The sequence below is a fragment of the Ramlibacter sp. genome (assembly GCF_029866045.1).
Taxonomy (GTDB): domain Bacteria; phylum Pseudomonadota; class Gammaproteobacteria; order Burkholderiales; family Burkholderiaceae_C; genus Ramlibacter.
The window spans coordinates 1-20,408 of sequence record NZ_JARXAB010000173.1 but is presented as its reverse complement, the minus strand read 5'-3'; the positions used below and the strand labels follow the sequence as shown (position 1 = coordinate 20,408).

General features: G+C 65.1%; 18 protein-coding genes, 1 tRNA gene and 1 pseudogene. 15 read left to right on the top strand and 5 right to left on the bottom strand.

Going from position 1 to position 20,408, the window contains the following annotated elements; genetic code table 11:
* Positions 1-348 (top strand): annotated as a pseudogene (locus QE494_RS17220) (deoxyribodipyrimidine photolyase); the annotation flags it as partial.
* A complete protein-coding gene (locus tag QE494_RS17215) occupies positions 345-1,871 on the top strand; it encodes an FAD-binding domain-containing protein (RefSeq protein ID WP_300045405.1) in 1,527 nt (508 codons plus the stop codon). The pseudogene QE494_RS17220 and the gene QE494_RS17215, both read left to right, overlap by 4 nt.
* A gap of 1 nt (position 1,872) precedes the next feature.
* Here QE494_RS17215 and QE494_RS17210 read toward each other — a convergent pair whose 3' ends face one another.
* A complete protein-coding gene (locus QE494_RS17210) occupies positions 1,873-2,790 on the bottom strand; it encodes a LysR family transcriptional regulator (protein WP_300045402.1) in 918 nt (305 codons plus the stop codon).
* 156 nt (positions 2,791-2,946) lie between these two features.
* On the opposite strand from QE494_RS17210, the gene QE494_RS17205 reads away from it, so the two are divergent.
* From QE494_RS17205 to QE494_RS17185, 5 genes are read left to right on the top strand one after another with little or no spacing between them, the layout of a single operon-like run.
* Positions 2,947-4,359, top strand: coding sequence for an MmgE/PrpD family protein (locus QE494_RS17205; RefSeq protein WP_300045400.1), 1,413 nt, complete (start codon positions 2,947-2,949; stop codon positions 4,357-4,359).
* Between the two features lie 43 nt (positions 4,360-4,402).
* Positions 4,403-5,386 carry a tripartite tricarboxylate transporter substrate binding protein gene (locus tag QE494_RS17200; protein ID WP_300045398.1) on the top strand — a complete coding sequence of 328 codons (984 nt, stop codon included), beginning with the start codon at positions 4,403-4,405 and terminating at the stop codon, positions 5,384-5,386.
* A gap of 7 nt (positions 5,387-5,393) precedes the next feature.
* Positions 5,394-6,659, top strand: coding sequence for an acetyl-CoA hydrolase/transferase family protein (locus QE494_RS17195; RefSeq protein WP_300045395.1), 1,266 nt, complete (start codon positions 5,394-5,396; stop codon positions 6,657-6,659).
* 54 nt (positions 6,660-6,713) lie between these two features.
* Positions 6,714-7,892: an acyl-CoA dehydrogenase family protein gene (locus QE494_RS17190; protein ID WP_300045392.1), complete on the top strand. Its 1,179-nt coding sequence runs from the start codon at positions 6,714-6,716 to the stop codon at positions 7,890-7,892.
* 33 nt (positions 7,893-7,925) lie between these two features.
* The gene (locus QE494_RS17185; protein WP_300045390.1) at positions 7,926-9,134 is read left to right on the top strand and encodes a CaiB/BaiF CoA-transferase family protein; all 1,209 of its coding nucleotides are present in this window, start codon (positions 7,926-7,928) and stop codon (positions 9,132-9,134) included.
* Positions 9,135-9,182: 48 nt separating this feature from the next.
* On the opposite strand, the gene QE494_RS17180 is transcribed toward QE494_RS17185, so the two are convergent.
* The 3 genes from QE494_RS17180 to QE494_RS17170 form a co-directional block, all read right to left on the bottom strand.
* Positions 9,183-9,350: a hypothetical protein gene (locus tag QE494_RS17180; protein WP_300045388.1), complete on the bottom strand. Its 168-nt coding sequence runs from the start codon at positions 9,348-9,350 to the stop codon at positions 9,183-9,185.
* Positions 9,351-9,362: 12 nt separating this feature from the next.
* Entirely contained in the window at positions 9,363-10,439 is a 1,077-nt protein-coding gene (locus tag QE494_RS17175; protein ID WP_300045386.1) for a YeeE/YedE thiosulfate transporter family protein, read from the bottom strand.
* A gap of 64 nt (positions 10,440-10,503) precedes the next feature.
* On the bottom strand, positions 10,504-11,451 hold the full coding sequence (locus QE494_RS17170) for a sulfurtransferase (protein WP_300045384.1): 948 nt from the start codon (positions 11,449-11,451) through the stop codon (positions 10,504-10,506).
* A 166-nt stretch (positions 11,452-11,617) separates the two neighbouring features.
* Here QE494_RS17170 and QE494_RS17165 point away from each other — a divergent pair.
* Positions 11,618-11,693: transfer RNA gene (locus QE494_RS17165), tRNA-Lys, on the top strand.
* A gap of 94 nt (positions 11,694-11,787) precedes the next feature.
* Here QE494_RS17165 and QE494_RS17160 read toward each other — a convergent pair.
* A complete protein-coding gene (locus QE494_RS17160; RefSeq protein ID WP_300045382.1) occupies positions 11,788-12,990 on the bottom strand; it encodes an ammonium transporter in 1,203 nt (400 codons plus the stop codon).
* Between the two features lie 268 nt (positions 12,991-13,258).
* On the opposite strand from QE494_RS17160, the gene QE494_RS17155 reads away from it, so the two are divergent.
* The 7 genes from QE494_RS17155 (at position 13,259) to QE494_RS17125 (ending at position 20,367) form a co-directional block, all read left to right on the top strand.
* Positions 13,259-14,614, top strand: coding sequence for a hypothetical protein (locus tag QE494_RS17155; protein ID WP_300045380.1), 1,356 nt, complete (start codon positions 13,259-13,261; stop codon positions 14,612-14,614).
* An 81-nt stretch (positions 14,615-14,695) separates the two neighbouring features.
* Positions 14,696-15,388 carry a TetR/AcrR family transcriptional regulator gene (locus QE494_RS17150; protein WP_300045378.1) on the top strand — a complete coding sequence of 231 codons (693 nt, stop codon included), beginning with the start codon at positions 14,696-14,698 and terminating at the stop codon, positions 15,386-15,388.
* Between the two features lie 94 nt (positions 15,389-15,482).
* Positions 15,483-16,019, top strand: a complete 537-nt coding sequence (locus QE494_RS17145; protein WP_300045376.1) for a TRAP transporter small permease — start codon at positions 15,483-15,485, stop codon at positions 16,017-16,019.
* Positions 16,020-16,038: 19 nt separating this feature from the next.
* Positions 16,039-17,319, top strand: coding sequence for a TRAP transporter large permease (locus QE494_RS17140; protein WP_300045374.1), 1,281 nt, complete (start codon positions 16,039-16,041; stop codon positions 17,317-17,319).
* An 82-nt stretch (positions 17,320-17,401) separates the two neighbouring features.
* On the top strand, positions 17,402-18,400 hold the full coding sequence (locus QE494_RS17135; protein ID WP_300045372.1) for a TRAP transporter substrate-binding protein: 999 nt from the start codon (positions 17,402-17,404) through the stop codon (positions 18,398-18,400).
* Between the two features lie 147 nt (positions 18,401-18,547).
* Positions 18,548-19,384: a shikimate dehydrogenase gene (locus tag QE494_RS17130; RefSeq protein WP_300045370.1), complete on the top strand. Its 837-nt coding sequence runs from the start codon at positions 18,548-18,550 to the stop codon at positions 19,382-19,384.
* A gap of 59 nt (positions 19,385-19,443) precedes the next feature.
* The gene (locus QE494_RS17125) at positions 19,444-20,367 is read left to right on the top strand and encodes a VOC family protein (RefSeq protein WP_300045408.1); all 924 of its coding nucleotides are present in this window, start codon (positions 19,444-19,446) and stop codon (positions 20,365-20,367) included.
* Positions 20,368-20,408: the final 41 nt, after the last annotated feature.

Below are 20,408 nucleotides of genomic sequence, written 5' to 3'. Positions count from 1 at the left end.
CCGCCACCAGACCTACCGGCATCTGCCTTGGTGATTGGCCTGTACCTGCGTGAGCACCATGCCACTTGGCCCTGGCCAGAGGCACGCTGGCGCTGGGTGGATACGGCCATGGCTGGCGTCACGGGCGAGCGCTGGCTGGTGAACGCGCAGGACCTGCGCAGGTTGCTGGCAGGCGCTGCACGGGTCCGCAGCGTCGATGACCCGCACATCACCCGGTGGCTACACCCCCTCGCGCAGCTCGATGCGGCGCCAGCGCTGTTCCCGCAGGTCAATCGGCCCTGCAGCAGCTTCTCCCAGTGGTGGACACGCGCCACGCGCGGGATGACAGATGCCAGGGGACTGCTGTGAGTGAGTCCGCTTTGGTCTGGTTCAAGCGGGACTTGCGGATGGCCGACCACGCGCCGCTCGCCGAGGCTGCGCACTTCAACGCGGCGCTGGCGCTCTTCATCATTGAGCCCGCCTGGCTCGGAAGCCCGGAGTGTCACCCCCGGCATGTGGCCTGGCTGCTTGAATGCCTGGCACCGCTCAGAACCTCCCTGGCCCAAAGGGGTCTGCCGCTGCTGGTTCGCGTGGGTGAGGCGACCGAAGTGCTGATGGAGCTGCGGCGTGAATTTCCTTTTACTCATTTATTCAGCCACGAGGAGACCGGCACGGGCTGGAGCTATACACGCGACAAGGCAGTGGCCCGCTGGTGCCAGGTGCAGGGCGTCGCCTGGACTGAGTGGCCGCAGACGGGGGTGGTACGCCGACTGAAAGACCGCCGCGGTTGGGCGACGCTCTGGCAAAAGCGAATGGACGCGCTGCCGGTGCCGGTGCCGGCGGGGTTTCGCATGCCGATCGACTTCAAGCGCGCCTGCCTGAGCGACCTGCTGCCACAGCTACCGACTCTGCGAGACCTCGGGCAGCCCCTGGGGACCACCGCACTGTGGAATGAGAGCACGCCTCTCGGTCTGGGCACGCAGCAGGCCGGTGAGGATGCAGCGCACGAAGTGCTGCACAGCTTTCTGCGAGAGCGCGCCTTGGGTTACCGCCGACATCTCTCGAGCCCGCTCGATGCCGAGCTGGGATGCAGCCGCCTGTCGGCGCACCTGGCGTTCGGCACACTCTCCATGCGTACCGTGCACCAGGCCACTGAGGCGGCCATCGAGGCGACACCCAATCGGGAGCTGGCCTACGGCCTGCGAGGCTTTGCCGGGCGACTCCGTTGGCATTGCCACTTCATGCAAAAGCTCGAGGACGAGCCTTCCATCGAGTGGCGCAACTTCGCGCGCACTGTCGATGGCCTGCGCCCCGGCGATGGCACCGAGCTGCAGGATGCAGACCGCGAGCGGCTTGCCGCTTGGTGCGAGGGACGCACCGGGTTCCCCATGGTCGATGCTTGCATGCGGCAACTACGAGCCACCGGCTGGCTCAACTTCCGCATGCGGGCCATGCTGGTGAGCTTTGCGGCCTATCACCTTTGGCTGCACTGGCGCGAGCCCGGCCTCTTTCTGGCCAGGCAGTTTCTCGATTTCGAACCGGGTATCCACTGGAGCCAGATGCAGATGCAATCAGGCACCACAGGGATCAACACGCTGCGGATCTACTCTCCCACCAAGCAGGCGCTGGACCAGGACCCGCAGGGGCTCTACATCCGGCGCTGGGTGCCCGAGCTCGGGACCCGCGCGTACCCGCAGCCCATCGTGGACGAGCGCAGCGCGCTGGCCGAGGCGAAGCGAAAGCTGTATGAGCAGCGCGCAACACCTGAGGCGCGGGGTGAGGCTGGGGCGATCCAGCAAAAACATGGCTCGCGACGCAGCGGTCTGCCGCCCTCCGGCGTCCGCGCGCGCAAGGCGCCAGCCGCGGACCTGGGGCAAGGGAGTCTGTTCTAGATCAGCTTCTCACCGAGTCAAGGCTGTTTTTCAGCGCGGGCCAGACCGTGCCCGCTGCCCCGACGAAGGCCCGAATCAACGGATCGTCGCGCCGGCTGGCGAGGTGCGCGATATGAAGGGAATACTCTGCATGCACAAGCGGAGAGACCGCCAGCCGCCCTTCACGCTCACCATCGATGGCGTGCTCCAGCCGAACCAGGGTCAAACCCGCGCCACCCTGGACCATCGCCCGCGCGAAGGTGGCGTTGTCAAAGCCGATCACAGAATTGAGCGTCAGGCCACGCGCTCCGAAAAGCTCATGGAGGATGGCTGAAAAGGCCATGCCCTCGTCAGAAGGCGTGATCCAGGGCAGTTGAGCCAGTGACTCCCAGTCTGCAGATTCGATCTGCGACTTCCAGGCGGCAGGGCCGACGATGCGAAACTGCACCTTCGTCAGCTCGTGGTACTCGAGCGCGACGTCGGTGGGGCGATCGAGCAAGACTGCTACGTCCAGATCTCCGCTCTTGAGCCCCTGGCGCGAGCCGGAGGACGGACGCACCCGAAGGTCGACATTGACCAGTGGATGCTGCGCGCGCATTTCCGAGATCACATCGCCCAGGCGATTGGCAGACAAGTCACTGCTGGAGCCCACCACCAAATGTCCTTGTACCCTGCCCCGCATCTCGCGGGCAAACGATGAGAAAAGCACAGCCTCGTTCAGCAGCTGCTTGGCCTTGCGAAACAACAACTCGCCAGCCGGAGTGAGCTCCAGGTTGCGGTTGGTGCGGACAAACAGCTGGGTGTCGAGCGTCTCTTCAACGGCACGCACATGGGCGCTGGCCGCGGACTGGCTGATATGCAGCCGCTCGGCTGCGCGCGTGAGGTGCTGTTCTTCGGCGACGGCGACGAAGGTGCGGAGCTGGGCAAGGTCGATCAACATGGTGACAGTCGTCATTTTGCAGCGGCGCTCGGACCGCTGGTCGGCGCGGGTAAACCCTGACCTTCGGGAAACATGCACACCGCGTTTCGAAAAACGCGATGGACGGGTCGATGCCCCTGTTTCTAGACTGGCCGCCGGATTTCAGCACCGCCCGCCATGATCGCCACCACGACTGAAGATTTCGCCGCCACCCTGAGCCGCTTTGCCTGCGGGCTCACGCTGGACAAGCTGCCGCCAGCCGCCCAGGCGGCCGCCAAGGCCAATATCTTTGACACGCTGGCTTGCGCAGCGGCAGGCTCGAGCGCCGCGGCGGTGGCCGATGTGCGCGGCCTGGCCGCCGAGTGGGGGGGCGAGCCCCAGGCCAGCGTGCTGGTCTTCGGCGACAAGGTACCCGCCCACCACGCGGCCTGGGTCAATGGCGCCATGGCCCATGCGCGCGACTATGACGACACGCATGACGCCGCGGTGCTGCACGCCGGGGTGTCGGTGGTGCCGGCCGCACTGGCCGCCGCGGAACTGGCGGGCGGCGTCAGCGGCGCAGACTTCATCGCCGGTGTCGCCGCCGGCCTGGAGACGATCTGCCGCATCGGTATGGCCACCCAGATCGGGATCATCGAGAGCGGCTACATGTACACCTCGCTGTTCGGCCACTTCGCGGCCACGGTGGCCGCCGGCCGGGTGCTCGGGCTGAACGAGTCGCAGATGGTCAATGCGCTGGGTATCTCCTACTCGCAAGCGGCCGGGAACCATCAGGTCACGCGGGATGCAGCACTGACCAAGCGCATCCAGCCGGGGTTCGCTGCGATGTCGGCGCTGATTTCGGTGCAAATGGCACGGCGCGGCATTCGCGGTGTGCAAAACACCTTCGACGGCGAAGACGGCTTCCTGCGGGTGTACCTGCACGGCCGCTGTGACCGCGAGGTGCTGCGTGCCGACCTGGGCCAGCGCTTCGAGTTTGTCGACTTGAGCTACAAGCCTTACCCCTGCTGCCGCTTCAACCATCCGGCGATCAGCGCCGCCTTGTCCCTGCGCAAGGCGATCGACGGGCAAGTCAATCGCATCCGCCAGGTGCGCGTCGGCCTGAACCACCAGGCCTACCAGGCGGTCTGCACCCCGGTGGAGGTGCGTAAGGCGCCCCGCACCATCGTGCAGGCGCAGTTCAGCATCCCCTACACCATCGCGTCCGCTTTGGTCGATGGCGGGGTGGGGCTGGAGCATTTCTCCGATGCGTCGCTGCGTCGCGACGACCTGCTGTCGCTGGCGCGCAAGGTCGACGCGGCGGTCGATGCAGACATTGAGCGCCAAGCTGGCCGCAATGTATCGCCGGTGCAGATTGAAATCGAGATGGACGACGGCACGGTACACCGCACGCGGGTCGACGCGCCCCTGGGTCATCCGAGCCTGCCGATGTCAGAGGCTGACTTCGACGCCAAGGCGCGCGACTGCATGCGCGTGGCGATCCGCCCGCTGGTGGCAGACGCAGCCGAACGCCTGCGCGATGGCGTCAACCGGCTGGCTGGCATGAAAGACATGCGCGAACTCATTCACGTGCTGGCGCCCGCCGGCTGACTTTGCACCCAAGACGCTCGATCAACCACCGCGAGGAGACACCATGAACAGCAAGAACAACATTCAACGCCGCACCGTCCTAGCTGCGGGCGCCAGCGCCCTGCTGCCGCTGCAGGCCCATGCGCAGGCCGCTTGGCCCAACCGCCCTATTCGACTGATCGTTCCCTTTGCGCCGGGTGGAAGCAACGACATTCTGTCGCGCGTCCTCGGCGCAAAACTCAGCACGCGTCTGGGTCAAACGGTCGTGATTGAAAACAAGGCTGGCGGCGGCGGCACTCTCGGCACCGAGTTCGTCGCCAAATCAGCGCCCGACGGCTACACCCTTCTCTTCGCTTCCACCTCGGTCACCACCAACGCTGCCAGCGGCAAGAAGCTGCCCTATGACCTGCTCAAGGACCTGCAGCCCATCGGACTGATGGCTGCCACACCCTTCGCCGTGGTCGTGGGCAACGATGTGAAGGCCAACAACCTCGCCGAGTTCGTCGCGCTGGCGCGCGCCAAGCCCAAGAGCGTGAACTACGGCACTGCCGGCATTGGCGGCATCAACCACCTGGGCACGGAGCTGATGTCCTCGGCGGCCAAGATCGAAATGACCCACATCCCCTACAAGGGCATCGGGCCGGCCTTCACCGACCTAATGGGGGGCAGCCTGCAGATGACGCTGCCGACCCTGGCCTCGGTCCTGCCCCAGCTGCGTGGTGGCAAGATGCGCGCCCTCGCAGTGACCAGCGCGCAACGCTCCCCCCTGGCGCCTGAAATTCCGACCGCCTCAGAAGCTGGCTTGCCGGGTTTCCGCCTGGAAGCCTGGTTCGGTCTGCTCGGTCCGGCCAACATGCCACCCGCCGTTCTCAAACGCCTGAACGAAGAACTCAATTGGACGCTCACCCAACCCGACATGAAAGAGGCGCTCACCCGCGAGGCCGCCGCCACCATGCCCGGAACCCCCGAAGAGTTCGCTAGCCTGCTGCGCTCCGAGGTGGCACGCTGGACCAAGTTGATCAGCGAAAAGAACATCCAGATCGATTGACACAGGCATGCGAACGATCTCCCTGGCGCAACTGCAGTTCGTCGATCTCCTCGATCCCGGCGATGTCGTCGCCTGGCCGCAGGGGCCCGGCGAGCCGCTGGCCCTGACCGAGCGTCTGGTCGCCCAGGGAGCAGAGCTGAAAAATCCCGGGCTGCTGTTCGCGCTCACGGAATCAGACACCCTGCGCCCCGAGCTGCGCGAACACTTCCGGCTGTTTGCTCTCAATGGCGCCGGCACCAGCCGGCGTGTCACGGCGGTGGCGGAGCTGATTCCCTATCAGCTCAGTGACCTGTGCCCCATGATCAGGGGCGGCCAGTTGCCGATGGACGTGATGTTGATCCAGGTGCGGCCGCTGCCTCAGGGCGGCTACACGCTGGGTGTGGTCTCCGACTTCACCCGCGCGCTGATCCAGCGGGCACGGATCGTGATCGCTCTGCTGAATCCTGCGCTGCCCCTGATGCAGGGTGACTGCCGGGTGGATGCGGAAGACATCGACTGGCTGGTGGATGGCGACACCCGCTTGATCGACATGCCCGACCCCCAGCCCACCGCACTGGAGCGCGAGGTCGCCCGAAGGGTGGCCGAGTTCGTGCCAGACCGAGCCACTGTGCAACTGGGTATCGGCACCCTGCCGGCCGCTGTGGCCCAAGCCCTGCACCAGCACCGCGAACTGGGCGTCCACAGTGGCGTGGTATCCGACGTGCTGGTCGACCTGGTCGAGCGGGGCGTCGTCACCAACGCCCACAAGGGCGTCGACGTGGGACGCACCGTCACCGGGGGCCTGTTCGGCACCCAACGCCTGCGCGACTTCGCCGAGCGCAGCGGCCTGGTGGAGATGCGCAGCGTGGAATACACGCACCAGGTCGCGACCGCCAAGACGCTGGCCCGCTTTCACACCATCAACTCAGCGATCGAGATGGATCTGTGGGGCCAGGCCAACTCTGAAGTGGCCGGGGGCCGCTACCTCGGCGCCATCGGCGGCCTGCTCGACTTCGTGCGCGCTGGCACAGCGTCACCGGGCGGCCACTCGATCATCGCCTTCTCGTCGACCACACCAGACGGCAAGCATTCGCGCATCGTCGCCTCGCTGGGCAACCGACCGGTGACCGTTCCGCGGGTGGAGGTCGACGTGGTCATCACCGAGCAGGGCGTGGCCCAACTCCGTGGCTGCTCCCTGCAGGAGCGCGCCCGCCGCCTGCTGGCGATTGCCCACCCCGACCACCGCGAAGCACTGGCGCGCGGCTGGCGCGATGCCGGCCACATGAACGGCTAAGCCGGGCTGACCGCCAGAACATTTCCTTCATTTTTCCCATCCAAGCAAGTCCCCATGACCCCCACCAAGCTCAAGCTATCCCCCGAACAACGCGCCCTGGTCGGCGCTGTACGCGATCTCTCCCGTGACATGGACTTCCGTGGCAACTCCATCAAGTACATGGACGGCACCTACCCCTGGGAGAACCTGGACGCGCTGGCCCAGATCGGTGTGCTGGGCATGTCCATCCCCGAGGAATACGGCGGCATGAACCTGCCGGTTTTTGATACCGCCCTCGTTCTCGAGGAAGTGGCCAAGGGTTGCTATGCGACTGCCATGGGCCTCATGGGCATGCTGGGCGTGCAGGTGCGCGTGATTTCGACCTATGCGCCCGAGCACATGAAGCAGGACATCCTGCCCAAGGTCGCGGCGGGCAAAGCGCACTTGGCGGTGTGCATGACCGAGCCGCATGCCGGGACGGACGTTCCCAACTACAAGACCAACACCACCATCAAAGACAACCATGCGGTCGTCAACGGCGTCAAAACCCTGATCAGCCGCGCCAACGAAGCCGAGTGGTTCGTGGTGTTCACCCGCATCAACGGCTCGCCGGGCCGCCATGGCATTGGCTGCGTGCTGGTCAATCGCAACTACCCCGGCTTTGAAGTCACCGCCCGCTATCACACCATGGGTGGCGAGTATCTGGCCGAGATCCAGTTCAACAACGTCGAGGTGCCGCTCGAGAACGTCATCCTCCATGAAGGCGGGATGAAGCAGCTGATGTCGGCCTTCAACACCCAGCGCTGTCTCAACCCCAGCGTCTCGCTGGGCATGGCCGAGGCCGCATTCGAAGAGGCGGTGAAGTACGTGCGCGAGCGCACCATCCGCGGCCAGGCAGTTGCCAACTTCCAGGGTATCCAGTGGAAGCTGGCCGAGATGTATCGCGACATCGAGGCCGGCCGCGCGCTCTTGTATCAGGCGGCCCTCACAGCCAACCCCTTCCCCGACCCTTACCAGGCGGGCATTGCCAAGATGTTCGTCAATGAGATGGCCGTCCGCGTGGCCAATGAGGCCCTGCAGGTGCACGGCGGCTACGGCTTCACCGACGACTACCCCATCTCCCGCATCTACCGCGGCGTGCGCTATGGCACCCTGGGCGGCGGCGCGACCGAGGCACTCAAGGACCTGGTGGGCAAAAAGATCGTGAGCGACTTCGATCCGGTCGACGGCTTCCTATCCATGGGCAACTTCTGAACACGCCTGCACGATTGAACTCTGGAGAACGCGATGTCTGGCATCCAGCCCCATCAACCCCTGGCGGGCATCACCGTCCTGGATCTGTCCCACGTCTACAACGGCCCCTATGCCACCTTCCTCATGGCGATGGCGGGGGCCGAGGTGATCAAGATCGAACCCTTTGAGGGTGAGCACCTGCGAAGCCGAGGCGACATGGGCGGCGCCGCCTTGCCGTTTGCAATGCTCAACTCCAACAAAAAACCGGTGACGCTCAATCTCAAATCAGAGCAGGGGCGCGCGCTGCTCAAGGAAATGGTCCAGCGGGCAGACATTCTGGTGGAGAACTTTGCGCCCGGCGTGATGGACCGCCTGGGCGTCGGCGCTGCCGTCTTGCATGAGGTGAATCCGCGCCTGGTCTATGGCTCGAGTTCTGGCTACGGCAAGGAAGGCCCCTACCGTGATTACCCGGCGATGGACCTGGTGATGCAGGCGATGTGCGGCGTGATCGAGTGCACCGGCTACCCCGACCAGCCTCCGGTCAAGGCCGGCGCTGCGATGTGCGACTTCATGGCCGGCATTCACCTCTATGGCGCCATCATGACCGCGCTCTTCGAGCGCGAGCGAACGGGCAAGGGCCGCACCGTCGAGGTGTCGATGCAAGAGGCCACCTATGCCTCGCTGGCCTCCAACCTCGGCATGTTCCACGCGCGCGGAGCGGCTGCCCCCTCACGTACCGGCAACCGCCACGGCGGCCTGGGCATCTCTCCGTACAACGTCTACCCCACCACCGACGGGTATGTGGTGCTCAATGCGCCGGGAGACCACCATTTCCGCGCCATCCTCGAGGTGATGGGCCGGTCGGACTTGAAGGACGACCCGCGCTTTACCAGCCGCTCCACCCGGGTTGCGAACTTCAATGATGTCGACACGCTGATCGAGAGTTGGACGTCGACACTGCCCAAGCATGAAGTGGCCAAGCGCATGCAGGCGGCCAAGGTGCCTTGTGCGCCGGTGCGAGGGCTGGCCGAAGTGATGGCCGACGAGAACATGCACGCGCGTGGCAGCCTGCAATGGATCGACCATCCTGAGTTGGGCAAGGTGGTGCTTCCGCACTCGCCGCTGATCTTCGAGGGCAGCGAGCGGCGGCCGATCGAACCGAGCCTGCCGCTAGGCGAAATGAACGACGAGATTTATGGTACTTGGCTGGGACACTCGCCCGAGGAGCTCAGGGCGATGCGCGAGCAAGGCATCATTTCCTGAGCGGCCGCGGCGTCTCTGGCAAACGCCGCTGTCCGCGGGCGGCCAGATTTACTTTGCCATCGAGCAATGCCCGCCGCTCACCGCCTGGCCAGAGCCAGCGGCGATCAGGGGCGGCTCATCGCGCAGGTTGATCGGCGCCGAGACGGTGAAGTCCCAGGCCAGAAAGGCGGCCAAGAGTGACCAGAAGGCCCATTGAAGTTTTCTTGTGGTGGTCATGGGGCGCACTCCTCAAAACCCGTAGCGGCGGCGAATGCGCACACCCAGCACGGTACCCACAAAGGCCAACGGGACCCAGATCCACCCATGCAGACTGCCAGTGGAGATGCCGCTCAGCATCGCGCCCACATTGCAGCCGAAGGCCAGGCGCGAGCTGTAGCCCATGACAAAGCCGGCGACCAGGCCAATGGCCCATTGCTGCAGAGTCAGCGGCTGGGTGTCGGCCGCCGATTGGCTGGCCGAGATCCACAGCGCACCGGCCAGGATGCCTATGCTGGTGATGGTGGTCACATCCATCAGCACCGTTTGAGTGAGGCGCTGGGCATTGCCCGCCTGGCTCCAGAAGGCGTTGGCAGCCGGGTCAAACAGGCCCAGGGCGACAGACACCTTGGCGGCCCACAGGCCAAAGCCGTACACCACGCCCCAGGGCTGGCCAGCCAGCACGAGGTTGAGCGTGGCCAGCACCGCGAGCGCGATCGCACCCCAAACCCAACGACGCTCCAGCCAGGTGCGGCCAGGCCCCACCCACAGGCGGACACCCACCAGCGCAATTGCCAGTCCGGCAAAGGTAAGGCCAAGGGCCGCACCGGTCCCGAATTCGGCAGAGAGGCTGACCGGCGCCGCCTGGCCGAGGGCCAGCCAGGAGTCCAGATGCACCGAGCCGAGAAAGCTGCCCAGCGCAAACAGGGGCAAGATGGCCGCATTCAGCGGGACGCCCAAGCCGGCCTTATAGAGGGTGCCAGAGCCACAACCATCGGCAATTTGCATGGTCAGGCCGAAAACGAAGGCACCCACCAGCAGGCTCACGCTGGGAGGGCCGAGGGCCGCATTCAATTCCGAAAACTGCCCCAGAAGCGGCAGCGCGGCGGCACTGGCCAGGGCCAGCAGCATTGCCTGCCCGGTGACACCGCGCGGGTCCCGCTGCTCGATCAGTTGGCGCCAACCGGTGGTGAAGCCGAAGCGCGCGCCGGCCAGCGCCGCGCCCATGCCGACGCCCACCAACAGCAGCACCGCCTGGCGGACCGAAACAAAAAACAGCAGGAAGATGAAAAAGGCGGCCACCAGGGCCGCCAGAGGGAGTCGCTTCATGATGCGAACGGTAGCCAGAACGACCAGAGTATGCCTGCGGACAGGCCTCGGGGAGAAAGGCAGCTCAGTTGAGGACCTTGTTCACCCAGCCCTTGGCGTCCTGCAGCAGTTGCTGGCCGCGGCTGGGGGCATTGGCCATGGGCAGGTTGTTGTCCTGCGACCACTCCACCATCGAGGCAGCGTAGAGCTTGACGTTCTTGTGGCCCACCACCTCGGACATGGCGAACCAGTTGGTCGCGGCCCAGTGACCGGTATTGCAAAAGGAGATGGTCTCTTTGGCTGGGTCGATCTTGTTGGTGGCAGCGATCTGCTTGGCTTGGTCGGCCGAAACAAAGACAGAGGTGCCAGGGGCGAACCACTTGTCAAAGGTGACGTTGACCGCGCCGGGCAGGGTGCCGGCAGCCTTGGCGGCAGGCGCCTTGGTTTCGCCCTGGAAGAAGGCGCTGGGACGGGCATCAATCAGCGTGCTGTCGCCCGACTTGATGCGCTTGGCCACCTCTTCGGTGGTGACGATCTGGCTGGTGTCCAGTTTGGGCTGGAAGGTGCTCGCGGCGATCGTGGGCACGCGGTCGTTCACCGGCAGCTTGGCGTCGGTCCAGGCCTTGACGCCGCCGTTGAGGACGGACAGCTCCTTCAGGCCGAGGATTTTGAGGGTCCAGTACACGCGGGCAGAGGCGCCGAAGTCGGTGGTGTCGGCGCCGGTGGAGACAACCACCGCATGGGTGCTGGGGGTCAGGCCCAGGCTCTGCACCAGGGCGGTGAGCTTGGGCAGGTGGGGCAGTTCACCGGGGTTGGTGGAAGGCCCGCGCCATTGGCCGTAGTGGGCGCTTACAGAACCAGGGATGTGGCCGGCAGCGTAGAGCTGCGGCTCACGGATGTCGATCACCCGGACATTGGGGTCGGAAAGCCTAGCCTGAAGCTCTTGCGGGGAGAGCAGGGGCTGGGCGGCCACCGCCAGTTGGGCAAGAGATGCGAGCGTCAAACCGAGGGCGAGAGATACAAATTTTTTCACGGAACTGCTCCTGATGAGAGCCGGGATTCTTGATGAGGCAGAGCCCGGCGGGAAATACATATTCGTTGAATGCTTATGCTTTTGACCAGCCTTGGGTCTGGCAAGCGGAAGTGGGCTGAGGGTAAACCTCGAACTGCTATACTTTCAGGCTAGCCAGAAACGGCCTGGGTTCTTAGCTCAGTTGGTAGAGCAGCGGACTCTTAATCCGTAGGTCGAGTGTTCGAGTCACTCAGGACCCACCAGACCCTTCCATAAAAAAGCCCGCTTCATTTTTGAAGCGGGCTTTTTTACGTGCCCCGTGAAACAGAGGGGGCGATGAGGGCGAAAGGGAGGTGCTTACCAGCTCACCTCGCGGTCCGGCGTGGACCCGATACGGTGGATGGAGAGGTCCGCGCCTTCGAACTCTTCTTCCTGCGTCATGCGCAGGCCCATCGTGAGCCGGATGAGGCCGTAGACCACGAGGCCGCTGATCAAGGCCCAGACAACCCCCACCAGCGTGCCCAGCGCCTGCGCGCCAAAACTCACGCCGCCCAGGCCACCGAGCGACTGCTGGCCGAAGATGCCGCAAGCGATGCCGCCCCAGGCACCACACAGGCCGTGTAGCGGCCACACGCCCAACACGTCGTCGATCTTCCAACGGTTCTGGGTGAGGGTGAACAACTGCACGAAGATGGCGCCGGCAATACCGCCCGCCACCAGGGCACCTGCAGGGTGCATGAGGTCGGAGCCAGCACACACCGCCACCAGACCGGCCAGCGGGCCGTTGTAGGCAAAGCCCGGGTCATTGCGGCCCATGAGGGTGGCCACCAGGGTGCCACCGACCATGGCCATGAGCGAATTGACCGCCACCAGCCCGGAGATCTTGTCCAGCGTCTGCGCACTCATGACGTTAAAGCCGAACCAGCCCACGGCCAGTATCCAGGCCCCCAGAGCGAGGAAGGGAATGCTAGAGGGCGGGTGGGCGCTGATGGCGCCGTCCTTCCGGTAGCGGTTGCTGCGCGGGCCCAGCAAGAGAACAGCGACCAGGCCGATCCAGCCGCCTACTGCGTGCACCACCACGCTGCCTGCGAAGTCGTGGAACTCGGCGCCGGCAACCGACTTGATCCAGTCCTGAAAGCCAAACTTGTTGGCCCAGACCGCCCCCTCAAACAGCGGATAGGCCAGACCCACCAGGACCGCGGTCGCGAGGAGCTGCGGGTTGAACCGCGCCCGCTCGGCGATGCCGCCGGAGACGATGGCGGGAATCGCCGCGGCGAACGTGAGCAGGAAGAAGAACTTCACCAACTCGTAACCGTTCTTGGCCGCCAGGGTTTCTGCGCCAACCATGAAGCCGGTGCCATAGGCCACCGCGTAGCCGACGAAGAAGTAGGAGACGGTGGAAACCGCGAAGTCCACCAGAATCTTGACCAAGGCGTTGACCTGGTTCTTCTTGCGCACCGTGCCCAGCTCCAGAAAGGCAAAGCCCGCGTGCATGGCCAACACCATGATGGCGCCCAGCAAAATGAACAGGGCATCTGCACCCTGCTTGATCGAATCCATGAGTTCTCCGTATGCACCGCCCCAAGGCGTTTACGCACCACGGAAGCAATATTTATTCCCGTGTTGGTGCGACTGACTCGATCAAATACGCACCAGCCCGCGGCAGACCCCCGCGGTATTTCGCCCCTTAATGGTGCAGGCGCACCAGTGCGGCGCGAATCGTGCCCAGCTTCGGCACTTCCCGCAGAGGCTACCCGCCTGCGCCTACATGAGTCACTTCGCCAGCTTCCTAAGGTCCCGCTCCACGACCTGAAGAAAGGAAGCCACTATGGCGAGACTCACCACCAAGCGCCGCGTACGCGCCTGCTTGCCCCCATTGACCCTCGCCTTGCTGCTCGCCGCCTGCGGCGGGGGCGGAGGTGAGGCACCCAGCCAGCCTTCGCAGGCACAGGCCGACCCGGGTGCGACCGGCGCCTCTGCGCAGGCGGGCAGTCTGCCGGGTGTGCGCCTGGTCTCGGCACTCACATCCGTGCCAACAGCCGCTGCCGACTCCGGCCTGGAGCCGCGGCCGCCGCAGGTCATCGACGCGGCCCTGGCCGGCGAGCGTGTGGTCAAGGCGGTCAGCACACTCGACGGCGGCGGCCACGCGGTCGCATGGATGGCTCACGGGCCACGCGTACCGGGGGTGGCCTGGGAGTTGTGGGTGCAGCGCTTCGATACCGAAGGACAGCGGTTGGGTGAACCCGTGCGCCTGGACATACCCGCCGACGTTCTCAACGCCCAGGATCTGGCCGTCAACCTGCTGCCCGAGGGCCGCATCGGCGTGACCTTCGTCACCCGCCGGGTCGAGAACGAGGTGAACATGATCACCGAGGTGCACCACTGGCCCTATACCTTGCAGGGCACCATTGACGGCACGGCACGTGTGCTCGATGCCGAGCGCTACCCACGCAACGCCCCGCTTTTTGCGCAGCTCAGCGGCCCGATAGATGCGTCGACCGGGCGCGATGGCAGCCTCTACGTGTCATGGCGTTTCCAGACACCCGTCTCGCCGCAGTTGGTGCCGAGTGTGCGCGCGCTGCGGCTGGCAGCGGATGGCGAGCCCCTGGGCTGGATCCAGCGGCTCGATGGCCAAGGCGTGTCGCGGGTCTATGACCTGAACCTCACCGCGCTAGACGAAGGCGGCTGGGTGGCGGCGATGGAGCGCGTGAGTCTTGTCGGCGTGCCCTATCGCACTTTCACGCAGCTGGAAGTGCCGCGGCCACTGTCCATGCCCCTGACAGAGACGCAGGCGGCGGGCGCCTTCCTGCTGGACCTGCGGGGACATGGCAGCGTGCTGTTCACCGCCAACGTCGACACCGACTCCGGTGTGCAAGCCTCGCCCCGCAGCCTCTACTTCAACTTGCGCGGTGCGGCCCAGCCCGCGCGTGGCCTGCCCATGCTGCCAGTGGCAGCCGTTGCCCTGCGCGGTGGTGACTACCTCACGCTGGCGCCCGATGGCGTGCAGCTCTCGGCGCAACGGTACACCGCCGCGGGCGACCCCGTGGGCGCCCCCTTCACCACGCCGGCCACGCCGGGCCTGGTGGGTGCAGGGCTGCAGAGCGGGGGCCTCGCACTGGCCTGGACAACATCCGCGCCCGACGGTCGGGTGGAGGTGGTCGTGCAATTGATCACGGCACGCTGAGAACCAAGAGGGCACCGATGCGCGGGTAGGGGTTGATCCGGACGCAAGGAACGGTGGGCGCTTTCTATACTGCCAGCCGTAATGAACGAACTAGTAAAAACAAGGCGTCAGAAGGCGGCCGCGAAGACGGCTGGGGCGGCGCCCACCGCCTCGCGCGACCCCGAGCGGACGATGGCCGAAATCCTCGCGGTGGCCGCCCGTGAGTTCGCCGCCAAGGGCCTGGCGGGTGCGCGGGTCGACGAGATCGCCGACGCCACCCGCACCAGCAAGCGGATGATTTACTACTACTTTGGCAGCAAGGAGGGGCTTTACCTCCAGGTGCTGGAGAACGCCTACCGCGGCACCCGGCAAAGCGAGTCCCGCTTTCACCTGGCCGACCTCGACCCGGTGACCGCGCTCAAGACACTGGTGGGCGTGACCTATGACCATCACCGGGACAGCGAGGACTTCATCCGCCTGGTGATGAACGAAAACATGGCCCGCGGCGCCTTCCTGCGGCAGTCCGAGGTGATCCAGCGGCTCAACACGCCTGCCATCGAGGTGATTCGGGACATCTACGAACGCGGCCGGGCGCTGCGCGTCTTCCGCGAGGGCCTGGACCCGGTCGAAATCCATTCGGTGATCTCGGCCCTGGCCTTCTTCAACGTGTCGAACCGGCATACCTTCGGCCTCATCTTCGGCGACAAGTCGGCCGATGGAAAAGCCAACACCCTGAGCCGCGAGCTGGTCCAGGACCTGGTCATGCGCTACGTCTGGAATAACGCGGCGGCATAACAGATAGCTGGAAATTCACGATTCGAATGCGTAGTTACCCCCAGTCAGCCAAAACTCCCTAGTTAGTACATTAACGCCTGAGAAGTACGCACCGATGAAAAAGCTGATCGACACCTACTGCCGTCTGCTGGGATGGGCCATCGTGGCTTGCCTGGCGGTGATGGTGGTGCTGGTCTTTGGCAATGTGGTGATGCGTTACGTCTTCAACTCGGGCATCACCTTGTCCGAGGAACTGTCACGCTGGCTTTTTGTTTGGCTGACCTTCCTGGGCGCGGTGATCGCAATGCACGAGCGCACCCACCTGGGCACCGACATGCTGGTGTCTCGCCTGGGTGTGACCGGCAAAAAAGTCTTTCTGGTGATGGGCCACCTGCTGATGCTTTGGGCCTGCTGGCTCCTGGGCACCGGCGCCTGGACATTGGCCAGCCTGAACACGGAGTCGCGCAGTCCGGTGATGGAGGCGCCGCAGTCTCTCTTCTACGCCGGCGGTGTGGTGTTTGCCGCTTCTTCCACCGTGATCCTGCTGTACGACCTGTGGCGCCTGCTGCGAGGCGAGCTGAGTGAGGACGAGCTCGTGGGCGTTCGCGAGTCCGAAGAAGAGCCGATCGACGCGCCGGCGCGCGTGAAGTAATCGGGGGGAGCTAGGCAACATGACCATCGCTGTCTTCCTCGGATCCCTGCTGGCCGTCATGGCCCTGGGTGTGCCCATCGCCTTTGCGCTGCTCCTGTGCGGCGTGGCCCTGATGTGGCATCTGGGCAATTTCGACGCCACCATCCTGGCGCAGAACCTTATTGAAGGCTCCAACAGCTTCCCGCTGCTGGCCGTGCCCTTCTTCATGCTGGCCGGCGAGGTCATGAACACCGGCGGTCTGTCGCGCCGCATCGTGAACTTTGCGATGGCGCTGGTAGGCCATGTGCGCGGCGGCCTGGGCTATGTGACCATCATCGCGGCCTGCATTTTGTCGGCCCTCTCGGGCTCCGCGGTCGCCGACGCAGCGGCGCTGACCGCATTGCTGCTGCCAATGATGGTCAAGGCCGGCCACGACAAGGCCCGCTCGGGCGGCTTGATTGCTGCCTGCGGCGTGATCGGCCCCATCATCCCGCCCTCGATCGGCTTCGTCATTTTTGGAGTGGCTGCCAATGTGTCGATCTCCAAGCTGTTCCTGGCCGGGATCTTTCCGGGTATTTGGCTGGCCTTGGGTCTGTGGGTCACCTGGTGGTGGCTGACCCGCCGCGAGAAGCTCGAAATGCCGGAAAAACGCAGTGCAGGCGAAGTCTGGCGGGCCCTGCGCGAGGCCGGCTGGGCGCTCACCCTTCCCTTGGTCATCATCGTCGGCCTGCGTTTTGGCATTTTCACGCCGACCGAAGCGGCGGTGGTGGTGGCAGTGATGTCGCTGGCGATCGCGGGCCTGATCTACCGGGAGCTCTCCCTCAAGCAGCTCCACCAGGTGTTCCTGGCCTCGGCCAAAACGACCGCGGTGGTGATGTTCCTGGTGGCCGCGGCCATGGTGTCGGCCTGGCTGATCACAGTGGCGCAGCTGCCAGCCCAGGTGGTGACGCTCTTGCAGCCGCTACTAGACCGCCCGGTGCTGCTGATGTTCGCGATGATGCTGCTGGTGATGGCGGTGGGCACCGCGATGGACATGACGCCCACCATCCTCATCCTCACACCCGTGCTCATGCCGCTGGTCAAGGCCGCTGGCATCGACCCGGTGTACTTCGGGGTGATGTTCATCATCAACAACTCCATAGGTCTGGTGACTCCCCCGGTCGGTACGGTCCTCAACACCGTCGCCGGCGTGGGCCGCATGCGGATGGACGAAGTGACGCGAGGCGTGATGCCGTTCATGCTCGTGCAGTTCGCGGTCTTGTTCCTGATGGTGCTGTTCCCGCAGCTGGTCACCGTGCCTGCCAAGTGGCTCTATCAATAACCCCTTTTTCCAAGCGGGGCGCGTCTGGTACGCCGCGCCCTGCCCTCCGATTGATGCGTACTGAAACCAACCTGGAGACAACATGAAACGAGTGATGCTCAAGACCCTGGTGGCCCTGGCCGCCACCTGCGCCTTCGGTGGCGCCTTCGCCCAAGAGCGCGTGCTCAAGATGGGCCTGGCCTCGCCCGAGAACCACCCCGCCGCTGCCGGCATGAAGAAGTTCGCTGAAGCCGTGGCCGCCAAGACCAACGGCCGCATCAAGGTGAACCTGTTCTTCAACAGCTCTCTGGGCAGCGACCAGGCCGTGGTCACCGCGATCAAGGCGGGCACTGTGGAACTGGCGGTGATGAACTCCGGCATCTTGGCCACCGAAGCCAAGGAACTGGCGATCTTCGACTTCCCCTTCCTGTTCGCCAACGAGAAGGAATCCGACGCCATCGTCGACGGGTCCATCGGCAAGAAAATGCACGCCCTGCTCGAGCCCAAGGGCATCGTCGGCCTCTCGTACTGGGAGTTGGGTTACCGCCAGATGACCAACAGCAAGCGCCCCCTCAACAGGGTCGAGGACATCGACGGCCTGAAGCTGCGCGTCATCCCCAACACCATCAACGTCGACTGGGTCAAAGCACTGGGTGCCAACCCCACCCCGATGCCCTTCCCCGAGGTCTACGGTGGTCTAGAGCAAAAGGCGATTGACGGCCAAGAGAACCCGATCAACGTGATCGCAGCCAACAAGTTCTGGGAAGTCCAGAAGCACATGGCCATCACCAACCACCAGTACAACCCGCAGTCGGTCATCATGAGCAAGCGGATCTGGGACGCGCTCTCGCCGGCCGACCGCAAGATCATCGACGACGCTGCCGACGAGGCTGCCAAGACCCAGCGCACCCAGGCACGCGCCGAAGTCGCCGCCAACCTGGAGCTGCTGAAGAAAAACGGCATGCAGGTGACCTCCTTCTCGCCGGCTGAAGTCAACAAGCTGCGCGAGAAGATGAAGCCGGTGATCACCAAGCACGCCGCCATCGTTGGCGAGGCCCTGGTCGCCGAGATGCAGGCCGAACTGGCCAAGCTGCGCCGCTAAGCCGGCCCGCGGTCTGCGCGCGGCGCGGCCCCCGAGGGGTTCGTGCCGCACGCAGACCGGTTCGATAAACGAATCACGATTTTTGCGGAACGCGCCACCCGCGCGGGCCGCACCCGGCGCCTACCCGGCGCCCCGCCATCCGCCACCATGCAGATCAACGGACACACCGAGCTGATCGCCCACCTGGGCTTCCCTACGCACGCCTTCAAGGCGCCCATGATCTACAACCCGTACTTCGAGTCTGCGGGGATCAATGCGGTAGTGGTGCCCATGGGCTGCAAGCCGGAGCTTTTTCCTGCGCTTTTGCCCTCCCTGTTCCATCTGACCAATATCCGGGGCGCGCTGATCACCATGCCCCACAAGGTGAGTGTGGTCGACCTGCTCGACGAGGTCACGCCGACGGTCAAGGTGGCCGGTGCCTGCAACGCCGTCAAGCGCTTGGCCGACGGCCGCTTGCTGGGAGACATGTTCGACGGCGAAGGTTTTGTGCGGGGCCTTCGGCGCAAGGGCCTGACGCTCTCTGGTGCCAGCGCTCTGGTGGTCGGCGCCGGCGGCGTGGGTTCGGCCATCGTCGCCTCGCTGGCGGCGGCCGGAGTGGCCCGCCTACGCCTCTTCGACGTCAATCCGGCAGCCGTCCAGGCCCTGACCAGCCGCATTGCCACGCACTACCCCCGCATCACCGTGGAGCCGGGCAACCGCGACCCGGCTGGCATGGACCTGGCGGTCAACGCCACCCCCCTGGGGATGGACGCAGGCGACCCCCTGCCCATGGACATGGACAGGCTCGACGCCCACACCGTTGTGGGAGAGGTGGTGATGCGTGCCGAGACCACTGCCTTCCTGGCCGCAGCCCAGGCACGCGGCTGCCGAGTGCAGGTAGGCACCGACATGCTGTTCGAGCAGATCCCGGCCTACCTTGAATTTTTCGGCCTGCCCACCACGACGGCCGAAAACCTGCGCGCGCTGGCACGCCTTCAGTATTGAGGCGGGTCACCCGCCCGGATGCACCACCCCAACGACCCAGGAGCGCCCCCATGAGCGAAATGCTGCTGCCATCCGACCCCGCGCGCGAACCCTTGCAGGCCTCGTACAGCGCTGAAGCCAACCCGGTGGGGCTCGATGGCATCGAATTCATCGAGTACCGCACCGCCAAGCCGCAGGCGCTCGGCCATGTGCTGGAGATGACGGGCTTGCGCCCAGTCGCACGCCACCGCTCGCGCGAGGTGACGCTGTACCGCCAGGGTGGCCTGAACGTTGTGGTCAACGCCCACCCGGCTGACGCAAAAGGGGCGACGCTGCCCGAGACGCCGCAAATCAGTGCGATTGCGCTGCGCGTGCGCGATGCCCGGGCCGCCTACCGCCAGGTACTGGACCGAGGCGCGTGGGAAGTGCCAACCCACCCCGAGGCCATGGAGCTGAACATCCCCGCCATCCACGGCGCAGGCGGCAGCCGCATCTACTTCGTGGACCGCTGGCAGGAGTTTTCGATCTACGACGTCGACTTCGTCCCGATTCCATCGGTGGAGCGGCATCCGCCAGCGACGGCAGGTATCCACTTCTTTGGCATCGTGCAGTACATCGGCCTGGCCCGTACCTACGACTGGGTGGAGTTTTATAGCGAGCTGTTCGGCATGACGCTGATTGCCGACGAGGAACGATTCGGCATCATGCCTCTGGGCAAGCTGCTGCGGGCACCGGCCTTGCACGCGGGTAACCAGTTCATGATTCAGTTGATCGAGCCTGAGCCCGACGCCGCCGAGAACGATGACCGCGAGCATTTGCAACGCATCGGACTGGGCGTTCCCGATGTCATGGCCGCGGTGCAGGCGCTGCGCGGCTTTGGTCTGGAGTTTGTTGAAAGCGGCGCGGCACACAGCGGCCAACGCGGTGCCATCTCCAAGACCTACCTGGGGGGTGTGCTTTTCGAGCTGGTGCACAGCGACACCACACCCGGGGTGCCCCTGTGATCCGCGACCCTCGCGGCCTGCGGCGCACCATCGCCGCCATG

What these genes read in the sequence shown, in the direction of transcription:
- QE494_RS17150 (WP_300045378.1), top strand. Translation starts at nt 14,696, where the DNA reads ATGAACGAACTAGTAAAAACAAGGCGTCAGAAGGCGGCCGCGAAGACG.
- QE494_RS17180 (WP_300045388.1), bottom strand. Translation starts at nt 9,350, where the DNA reads ATGACCACCACAAGAAAACTTCAATGGGCCTTCTGGTCACTCTTGGCC.
- QE494_RS17135 (WP_300045372.1), top strand. Translation starts at nt 17,402, where the DNA reads ATGAAACGAGTGATGCTCAAGACCCTGGTGGCCCTGGCCGCCACCTGC.
- QE494_RS17195 (WP_300045395.1), top strand. Translation starts at nt 5,394, where the DNA reads ATGCGAACGATCTCCCTGGCGCAACTGCAGTTCGTCGATCTCCTCGAT.
- QE494_RS17125 (WP_300045408.1), top strand. Translation starts at nt 19,444, where the DNA reads ATGCTGCTGCCATCCGACCCCGCGCGCGAACCCTTGCAGGCCTCGTAC.
- QE494_RS17160 (WP_300045382.1), bottom strand. Translation starts at nt 12,990, where the DNA reads ATGGATTCGATCAAGCAGGGTGCAGATGCCCTGTTCATTTTGCTGGGC.
- QE494_RS17210 (WP_300045402.1), bottom strand. Translation starts at nt 2,790, where the DNA reads ATGTTGATCGACCTTGCCCAGCTCCGCACCTTCGTCGCCGTCGCCGAA.
- QE494_RS17205 (WP_300045400.1), top strand. Translation starts at nt 2,947, where the DNA reads ATGATCGCCACCACGACTGAAGATTTCGCCGCCACCCTGAGCCGCTTT.
- QE494_RS17185 (WP_300045390.1), top strand. Translation starts at nt 7,926, where the DNA reads ATGTCTGGCATCCAGCCCCATCAACCCCTGGCGGGCATCACCGTCCTG.
- QE494_RS17190 (WP_300045392.1), top strand. Translation starts at nt 6,714, where the DNA reads ATGACCCCCACCAAGCTCAAGCTATCCCCCGAACAACGCGCCCTGGTC.
- QE494_RS17175 (WP_300045386.1), bottom strand. Translation starts at nt 10,439, where the DNA reads ATGAAGCGACTCCCTCTGGCGGCCCTGGTGGCCGCCTTTTTCATCTTC.
- QE494_RS17130 (WP_300045370.1), top strand. Translation starts at nt 18,548, where the DNA reads ATGCAGATCAACGGACACACCGAGCTGATCGCCCACCTGGGCTTCCCT.
- QE494_RS17145 (WP_300045376.1), top strand. Translation starts at nt 15,483, where the DNA reads ATGAAAAAGCTGATCGACACCTACTGCCGTCTGCTGGGATGGGCCATC.
- QE494_RS17200 (WP_300045398.1), top strand. Translation starts at nt 4,403, where the DNA reads ATGAACAGCAAGAACAACATTCAACGCCGCACCGTCCTAGCTGCGGGC.
- QE494_RS17155 (WP_300045380.1), top strand. Translation starts at nt 13,259, where the DNA reads ATGGCGAGACTCACCACCAAGCGCCGCGTACGCGCCTGCTTGCCCCCA.
- QE494_RS17140 (WP_300045374.1), top strand. Translation starts at nt 16,039, where the DNA reads ATGACCATCGCTGTCTTCCTCGGATCCCTGCTGGCCGTCATGGCCCTG.